This window comes from Defluviitalea phaphyphila (genome assembly GCF_001466305.1).
Taxonomy (GTDB): Bacteria; Bacillota; Clostridia; order Lachnospirales; family Defluviitaleaceae; genus Defluviitalea_A; species Defluviitalea_A phaphyphila.
Window position 1 is genome coordinate 24,384 of the sequence record NZ_JWID01000019.1, and the last position, 7,680, is coordinate 32,063.

The 7,680-nt window shown below is 26.4% G+C and carries 8 protein-coding genes; 4 read left to right on the forward strand and 4 right to left on the reverse strand.

Going from position 1 to position 7,680, the window contains the following annotated elements:
• Nucleotides 1-29: 29 nt before the first annotated feature.
• Both OM90_RS10145 and OM90_RS10150 read left to right on the forward strand, forming a co-directional pair.
• Nucleotides 30-290, forward strand: coding sequence for an autorepressor SdpR family transcription factor (locus tag OM90_RS10145; protein ID WP_058486777.1), 261 nt, complete (start codon nucleotides 30-32; stop codon nucleotides 288-290).
• Between the two features lie 7 nt (nucleotides 291-297).
• Entirely contained in the window at nucleotides 298-936 is a 639-nt protein-coding gene (locus OM90_RS10150; protein WP_058486778.1) for an SdpI family protein, read from the forward strand.
• Nucleotides 937-1,125: 189 nt separating this feature from the next.
• Here the strand turns inward: OM90_RS10150 and OM90_RS10155 are convergent, their stop codons facing one another.
• Nucleotides 1,126-2,355, reverse strand: coding sequence for an aminopeptidase (locus OM90_RS10155; RefSeq protein WP_058486779.1), 1,230 nt, complete (start codon nucleotides 2,353-2,355; stop codon nucleotides 1,126-1,128).
• A gap of 108 nt (nucleotides 2,356-2,463) precedes the next feature.
• Entirely contained in the window at nucleotides 2,464-3,405 is a 942-nt protein-coding gene (locus OM90_RS10160) for a calcium/sodium antiporter (RefSeq protein WP_064505533.1), read from the reverse strand.
• A 318-nt stretch (nucleotides 3,406-3,723) separates the two neighbouring features.
• On the opposite strand from OM90_RS10160, the gene OM90_RS10165 reads away from it, so the two are divergent.
• On the forward strand, nucleotides 3,724-4,269 hold the full coding sequence (locus OM90_RS10165; RefSeq protein WP_058486781.1) for a chromate transporter: 546 nt from the start codon (nucleotides 3,724-3,726) through the stop codon (nucleotides 4,267-4,269).
• Complete coding sequence (locus OM90_RS10170; protein ID WP_058486782.1) at nucleotides 4,266-4,829, forward strand: chromate transporter; 564 nt, start codon at nucleotides 4,266-4,268, stop codon at nucleotides 4,827-4,829. The genes OM90_RS10165 and OM90_RS10170 overlap by 4 nt, the downstream gene beginning before the upstream one ends.
• A gap of 36 nt (nucleotides 4,830-4,865) precedes the next feature.
• Here OM90_RS10170 and uxaC read toward each other — a convergent pair whose 3' ends face one another.
• Entirely contained in the window at nucleotides 4,866-6,266 is a 1,401-nt protein-coding gene (gene uxaC / locus OM90_RS10175) for a glucuronate isomerase (RefSeq protein WP_058486783.1), read from the reverse strand.
• Nucleotides 6,267-6,340: 74 nt separating this feature from the next.
• Nucleotides 6,341-7,585 carry a D-alanyl-D-alanine carboxypeptidase family protein gene (locus tag OM90_RS10180; RefSeq protein ID WP_330381860.1) on the reverse strand — a complete coding sequence of 415 codons (1,245 nt, stop codon included), beginning with the start codon at nucleotides 7,583-7,585 and terminating at the stop codon, nucleotides 6,341-6,343.
• Nucleotides 7,586-7,680 lie beyond the last annotated feature (95 nt).

Genomic DNA, 7,680 nt, shown 5'->3' on the forward strand with positions numbered 1-7,680 from the left:
AATTTTCTAAATATATGGAGGTGAATTTTTTGGATGGTGTATTTAAAGCTCTATCTGATAAAAACAGAAGAAAAATTTTAAAAATGCTTAGAGAAAAAGATATGTCTGCTGGAGAAATAGCTAAATCTTTTAATATAAGTAAACCTTCTTTAAGTCATCATTTAAATATATTAAAGCAGGCTAATCTAGTTCAAACTGAAAGGCATGGACAGAATATAATATATTCTCTTAATACTACAGTATTTCAAGAACTTTTAACTTGGATTTATGATTTTAAAGATAAGGAGTGAATAAAATATGAAGCAAAGTAAATTATTATGGTTTTTAATTATAATATCTTTAATTGGAACTATTATTATATTTCCATATTTACCTAAGCAAATTCCTACCCATTGGGGAATTAATGGCGAAATTGATGATTATAGCTCTAAATATATAGCTTTCTTTTTAGGAAGTCTTCCTGCTTTAAGTTATCTATTAATGTATTTTATTCCTAAATTAGACCCTAAAAAAGAAAATTATAAAAAACATGAAAAAGCATATTCCATAATAGCTATAAGCTTTTCTATCGCATTAATTTTTATTCATTGGATTATTTTATTAGCTTCGATAAATATAATTACTAATGTAGGATTTTTTGTTAAATTAATTATAGGATTACTTTTTATAATCATGGGAAATTATATGACTCAACTTAGATTTAACTTTTTTGTTGGTATTAGACTTCCTTGGACTCTTTCTAATGAAAATGTATGGAAAAAAACCCATAGAATCGCTGGAATAGGATATACATTAATAGGCATTCTTTTAATTATAACTTCATTTATTAAAAGTTCTATAAGTTTCATGAGCTTTTTTGTTAGTCTTATACTTTTAGCTATTGTTACTATGATATATTCATATATACAATACCAAAAAGAAATTAAGTCCAAATAATATTATATGATTAATTCTAATAATTAAATCCTATAAATTAAGAATGAATTTCAAAAAGGCTGATGCATAAAAACTTAAATAGTTTTACAATGCATCACCTTTTCCTTTTTGTATTATAAATAACTATAATCATTAAAAATAAAAAAGAGTATTGAAAAACACTCTTTCAATACTCCTTATATTTTAAAATTAAAATGCAAAATTCCCTTTTTTAAATATAGGAATTTCTTTTCCATCAAAAGTAGTTCCTATTATTTCTAAATCTCTAGTTCCCACCATAAAATCTTCATGAACTAAAGAATCATTAGCTCCTTCTTTTTCCAATTCTTCTTTTGTCATTTTTTCTCCTCCCTTAATACAAGGAGAATATGCTTTACCAATAGCCAAATGACAAGAAGCATTTTCATCAAATAATGTATTATAAAATATTGTTTTTAAATTGGAAATCGGAGAATCATATGGAACTAAAGCTACTTCTCCTAGATAATGGGAACCTTCATCAGTTTCTATAAGTTGTTTTAAATTTTCATATCCTTTTTCAGCTGTAAAATCTATAATTCTACCATCTTTAAAAGTTAAAGAAAAATTTTCTATTAAGTTACCATTATAATTTAAAGGTCTAGAACTTACTACTTTTCCATTTACCCCATCTTTTTTAGGTAAAGTAAACACTTCTTCTGTAGGCATATTAGCTATAAAAGCTACCCCATCTTTAGTAAATTCTGCTCCTCCAGCCCAAATATGTTTCTCTGGAAGTTCTATTATAAGGTCAGTACCTAATTCATTTTTATAATGAAGATATTTAAATCTATTATTATTTAAAAATTCCATTATATTTTTTAACCTATTTTTATGTTCTTCCCATTCACTAACAGGGTCTTCTTTATCTACACGAACAGTTTTTAATATTGCATCCCATAATTTCTCTACTGCTTCCTCTTCTGATAAATTAGGATATACTTTTTTAGCCCAACCAACAGTAGGAATAGAACTAACACACCATGCATGTTCATTGTTCATAGTTCTTTCTGTATACTCTTTTAATTCTGTATTTCTAACCTTACTATATTTCGCTATTCTTTCCGGATTTACATCTTTAAAAATTTCTGGATTTTCAGCATAAATATGTAGAAATGCTGCTCCTTTTTTAGAATAGGATAAATAAAATTCTTTTTGCCAACTAGGAAATTCTTCGAAAGCTTCTTCTGGAGCATGAAGATATTTTATTTTAGTGGATTCTTCATCTTTCCAAAATATTTGTACATCCTTTGCTCCTTCCTTATAAGCAATTTCTGATACTATTCTTACAAAATAAGCTGTTTCAATAGGAGCTAAGATAACTAAAGTTTGATTTTTTTGTATATTAACTCCTGTTTTCACAAGAAGTCTTGCATACTTTTTTAATAATTCTGTTTTCATATTTGTCTCCTTTCATTATGTCTACTGATATTATAAATATATACCTTTATTTTTAAATAATCAAGTTATAGTATACTCTTTTTAATTTTAATTATTCTCATACTAATTTTATTTTAATGCCCATCCAATAATATATACAAAATACATCATCAAAAATGTTGCTCCTTCTCCTCGAGATATTCTTTTACCTGTTAAAGAAAATATAAGTAATATAACTGTTATTATTATAGAAATAATAATATCTCCTATAAAGTTCATTTGAAAAGGTATTGTGGAAATTAAAGAAGTTGTACCTAACACAAATAAAATATTAAATATATTACTTCCTACTATATTTCCAATGGCTATATCATCTTGTTTCTTTAAAGCTGCTGTAATAGATGTAACTAATTCAGGTAGCGATGTACCTAAAGAAACTATAGTAAGTCCAATAAATCTTTTACTAAGTCCAATCATTTCTGCAATATCAACACTAGCATTTACAGTAATTTCACTTCCAACTACTACTGATATAAGTCCTAAAACAGTCATTAAAATACTTACTAAAAGATTATTATTTAATTCATCGGATTTTTCTACTATGTCCATATCTATAAGTTCTTTGTTCCCTTTTTTACTTAATTTAAATAAATATCTGATAAAAATAAGGAAGAAAATCCAAAATACAACTCCATCTGAAAAAGCTAACTGACCTTTCATAGCAAGAGCTAACAATAAAATAGTACTTAAAATTACAAAAGGTATTTCCATTTTAATAGTAGTATCCTTTACTTTTAAAGGCATAATAATTGAAGTAATAGCAATAATAAATACAATATTAAATATATTACTTCCTATAACATTTCCTATTGCAATATCTGTACTGCCATTTATAGCTGCTGCTATACTAACCGCTGCTTCTGGAGCACTTGTTCCAAAAGATACAATAGTAAGTCCTATAACAATAGGAGGAATATTAAATTTTTTTGCTATTCTAACAGCTCCCTCAACAAACCAGTCTGCCCCTTTAACTAAGATAAAAAAGCCTAATATCAATAATAAAAACGACATGATTTTAACATCTCCTTGTGTATAGACCTTTTCTCTATTAATCATAGTTTTTTATAACTTATTTCATAGACTACAGGTATTTATTTTACACTAATTTCGATATGTTTTCAATTATTAAACATAACAAAAAATTTTATTTTTTAGAAATTACTTTTATCAAAATTTTTTATTAAAAAATAATTTTATATAAAACTATTTACCAAAAAATTATTTAAAATATATAATTATAAATATTATATTGCAATTCTTTAAAATTTTATGTATATTTATAAGGGCTAATATCATTTATAAAGACTAAAATTAAGGAGATAACAAATAATGAAAACTCTTTTAGATTTATTTTTTATTTTTGCTCGTATTGGTGGATTTACTTTTGGTGGTGGGTATGCCATGCTCCCTATTATTCAAAAAGAAATTGTAGAAAAAAGACATTGGGCTACGGAAAGTGAAATACTAGACTATTACGCCATAGGACAATGTACTCCTGGAATTATTGCTATTAATACTTCAACTTTTATAGGTTATAAGAAAAAAGGCATTCTTGGAGCAATCTTTGCTACTCTTGGAATGGTAACTCCTTCTTTAATTATAATAACTACTATAGCTATATTTTTTAAACATTTTCAAGAATATCAAATTGTCCAACATGCTTTAGGAGGCATTAGAGTTGTTGTAGTTGCTTTAATCACTAGTACAATAATTAAAATGTGGAAAAAATCTGTAAAGAATTGGATAGGAATTTTATTTTTTATTATTTCATTTATTTTAATTTCTTTAACTTCAATATCTCCTGTTATCATAATTATTATATTTGGTATGACAGGAAACTTTATAAATCTTAATAAAAGGATAGATGAAAAATGATGTATTTATTACTGTTTGTTGAATTTTTTAAAATTGGCCTATTTTCTATTGGAGGAGGTCTAGCAACTTTCCCTTTTCTTCAAGATTTAGCCCAAAGATATGATTGGATGACGGCTCATGACTTATTAGATATGATTGCTATATCAGAGTCTACACCAGGGCCTATTGGAATTAATACTGCAACTTTCGTAGGCTATCAATGTGGTGGAATTTTAGGAGGAATTATTGCTACCTTAGGAATAATTTCACCATCAATTATCATTATTGTATTAGTTGCTCATTATTATATGAAATTTAGCGAACAAACTATTGTAAGAAGCACCCTTGATGGAATTCGTCCTGCTGTTGTAGGTCTTATTGGAGCTGCTGGTTTTGAAGTGGCAAAAGTTTCTTTATTAAATATAAATAAATTTCTTCAATCTAATAACTTTTTTGAACTATTTAATTTTAAATCAATACTCTTATTTATTATTATGCTATACCTTATTTTTAAATATAAAAAACATCCTATATTGTATATTATAGCTTCGGGTATTATAGGAATTATATTAAAATATTAAAAAAAGAGGATAACCCTCTTTTTTTTAATATTTTACTTACATATTAAAATATTTTTTTGCATTATTAAAACTGATATTTTGAACAATTTCCCCTAATAAATTCATATCATTAGGAAATTCGCCATTTTCAACCCAACTTCCAATTAAATTACATAATATTCTTCTAAAATATTCATGCCTTGAATACGACAAAAAACTTCTTGAATCCGTAAGCATGCCAATAAATCTACTTAATAATCCTAAGTTTGCTAAAGCTTTCATCTGCTCTTCCATGCCATCTCTTTGATCATTAAACCACCAAGCTGAACCAAATTGAATTTTACCTGGTATTCCATCCCCCTGAAAATTCCCTAACATAGCAGCTAATACATAATTATCCTTTGGATTTAAAGTATATAATATAGTTTTTGGAAGACTATTTTTTTTATCTAACGAATCTAGAAATCTAGATAATGGATAAGCAATACTTAAATCATTTATAGAATCAAATCCAGCATCTGCCCCTAATCTTTTAAACATACGAGTATTATTATTACGCATAGCCCCTATATGTAGCTGCATTGTCCATCCTAATTTTGCAAATTTTCTTCCAAAAAATTTCATAATAGCTGTTTTATACTTTTCTTCTTCTTCTAAAGTAATTTTTTCTCCTTTCAACCTCTTTATAAAAATTTTTGATATTTCTTCTTTAGAAGCTTCACGATAAGGAACATATTCCAAGGAATGATCTGATAATCTACATCCTTCTTCATGAAAAAATTTAATTCTTTCTTCTAATGCTAATAAAAACTCATCATAATTATTAATGTTTCTATTACATATTTTTCCTAATTTTTTTACCCATTCTGCAAATGTATCTTTTTCAATATTCACTCCTTTATCCGGTCTTAAGGTTGGAAGAACTTTAGTTTTTATTTTCCCTTCTTCTCTTATAAGTTTATGATATTTTAAATCATCTATTGCATCATCAGTAGTACAAATATATGCAACATTAGCTCTTTTAATCAAGTCACGTACTCTAAAATTTTCTTGACTAAGTTTTTCATTAGTTTCTTTCCAAATCTTATCCACCGTTTTTTCACTTAATAAATCATATATTCCAAAAAATCTTTGTAATTCTAAATGTGTCCAATGATAAAGAGGATTTCCTATAGTATAAGGTATTGTTTTTGCCCAAGCTTTAAACTTTTCATAATCACTAGCATTTCCTGTTATATATTCTTCATCTATTCCATTAAAACGCATAGCTCTCCATTTATAATGGTCTCCATACAACCAAATCTCTGTTATATTTTTGAACTGTTTATTTTCCCAAATTTCTTTAGGGTTAATGTGACAGTGATAATCATAAATAGGCATCTTTTTTGCATAATTATGGTAAAGCTTTACTGCCGTTTCGTTTTGAAGCATAAAATTTTCATCTAAAAATTTTTTCATCAGATTTTCCTCTCTATTTTTAAATACAACTTACATAAAATTTTATTTATTTATATTTTTTATAAATATATTCTTTACCTTAAATGAAATCCTCTTGACCTTCTTTTCTTTTTTATAATATTAATAATTGTAAATAAAATACATAATCCTAAAATACTTCCAATCCAATAAGGAATTGCCTTTAAAGAAAATATTACATCCCATATTGTTCTTTTTTCAATACTATATTTTGCTTTTAAATCAATAGTTTTTAGTACTTCTCCATCTAAAATAAAACTTATTTTACCTACTTCATCTCCCTGTGTAATAGGAGCTATTAAAGGTTCTTGATTCCACGTAATTTTACTCTCTATCCGAGAAATATCATCTTTATTAAATAAATCTATAAATTCTTCTTCAACTGTAACTTCTAATTCATCTGGCCCTTTAGGAGAAGCCTTATCAACATATGTTTTTCCAACTACTTCGTCTTTTTCTACTACTTGATAAAATTCAAAATTATCAAACCCATAATCAAATAATGTTTTTGCTTCCTCCCAACGCATATCTTTAGGACTATTTAGCAGTACAGCAATTAAACTTATGCCATCTTTTTGCGCAGAAGCTACAAGACATTCCCCAGCTTCATCTGTAAAACCTGTCTTAACTCCAGTTGCATAAGGATAATAGGTATTACTGTATTTAGGATTAAGCAACAAATTTCTATTTTGAAAATATAATTCTCGATCATTTGGATTATTTTCATCTCCTATTTGAGCTGATGACATTTTTACAATTTCCCTAAACGTTTCATTCTTTAAAGCTTCTTTAGTAATTAAAGCTAAATCATAAGCTGTTGTATAATGATTTTCATCATGATAACCATGAGGATTAACAAAATGAGAATTAGTTAATCCTATTTCTTCTGCTTTATTATTCATTAAAATAGCAAATTGAGCTATAGCTTCATCAATATTTAAATTTTCATTTCCTGTAACTTTTTTTGCTACTTCTGAAGCAATAACAAATGCTGAATCATTTCCTGAAGGTAGTAATAATGATATAAGTAAATCTTTGACGTTTATTTCATCCCCAGGATTATGCCCTGCTTTGCTAGCATCTAAAGGAACAGAATACACTTCATTTCCTATTTTTATAGTTTGATTTAAATCTAAATTTTCTAAAGCTATTAATGCTGTTAATATTTTTGTTGTACTTGCCGGATACATTTTTTTATCACTATTTTTTTCATAAAGTATTTTCCCTGTATTTTCTTCTATTAAAATAACAGCTTCTGATTGTATTGATAAATCAATATCCTCTGCTTTAACATAAGAAATATTTGTAAATGGTTCGTTGTAAAATTAAATGCAACAGATAAAAAAATATAAAAAAAATAATTGACAACCATAGTGAGAAATCATGTATGATTTAG

Excerpts from the sequence above, each read along its gene's own strand:
- OM90_RS10150 (WP_058486778.1), top strand. The coding sequence starts at position 298 with ATGAAGCAAAGTAAATTATTATGGTTTTTAATTATAATATCTTTAATT.
- OM90_RS10165 (WP_058486781.1), top strand. The coding sequence starts at position 3,724 with ATGAAAACTCTTTTAGATTTATTTTTTATTTTTGCTCGTATTGGTGGA.
- OM90_RS10160 (WP_064505533.1), bottom strand. The coding sequence starts at position 3,405 with ATGTCGTTTTTATTATTGATATTAGGCTTTTTTATCTTAGTTAAAGGG.
- uxaC (WP_058486783.1), bottom strand. The coding sequence starts at position 6,266 with ATGAAAAAATTTTTAGATGAAAATTTTATGCTTCAAAACGAAACGGCA.
- OM90_RS10155 (WP_058486779.1), bottom strand. The coding sequence starts at position 2,355 with ATGAAAACAGAATTATTAAAAAAGTATGCAAGACTTCTTGTGAAAACA.
- OM90_RS10170 (WP_058486782.1), top strand. The coding sequence starts at position 4,266 with ATGATGTATTTATTACTGTTTGTTGAATTTTTTAAAATTGGCCTATTT.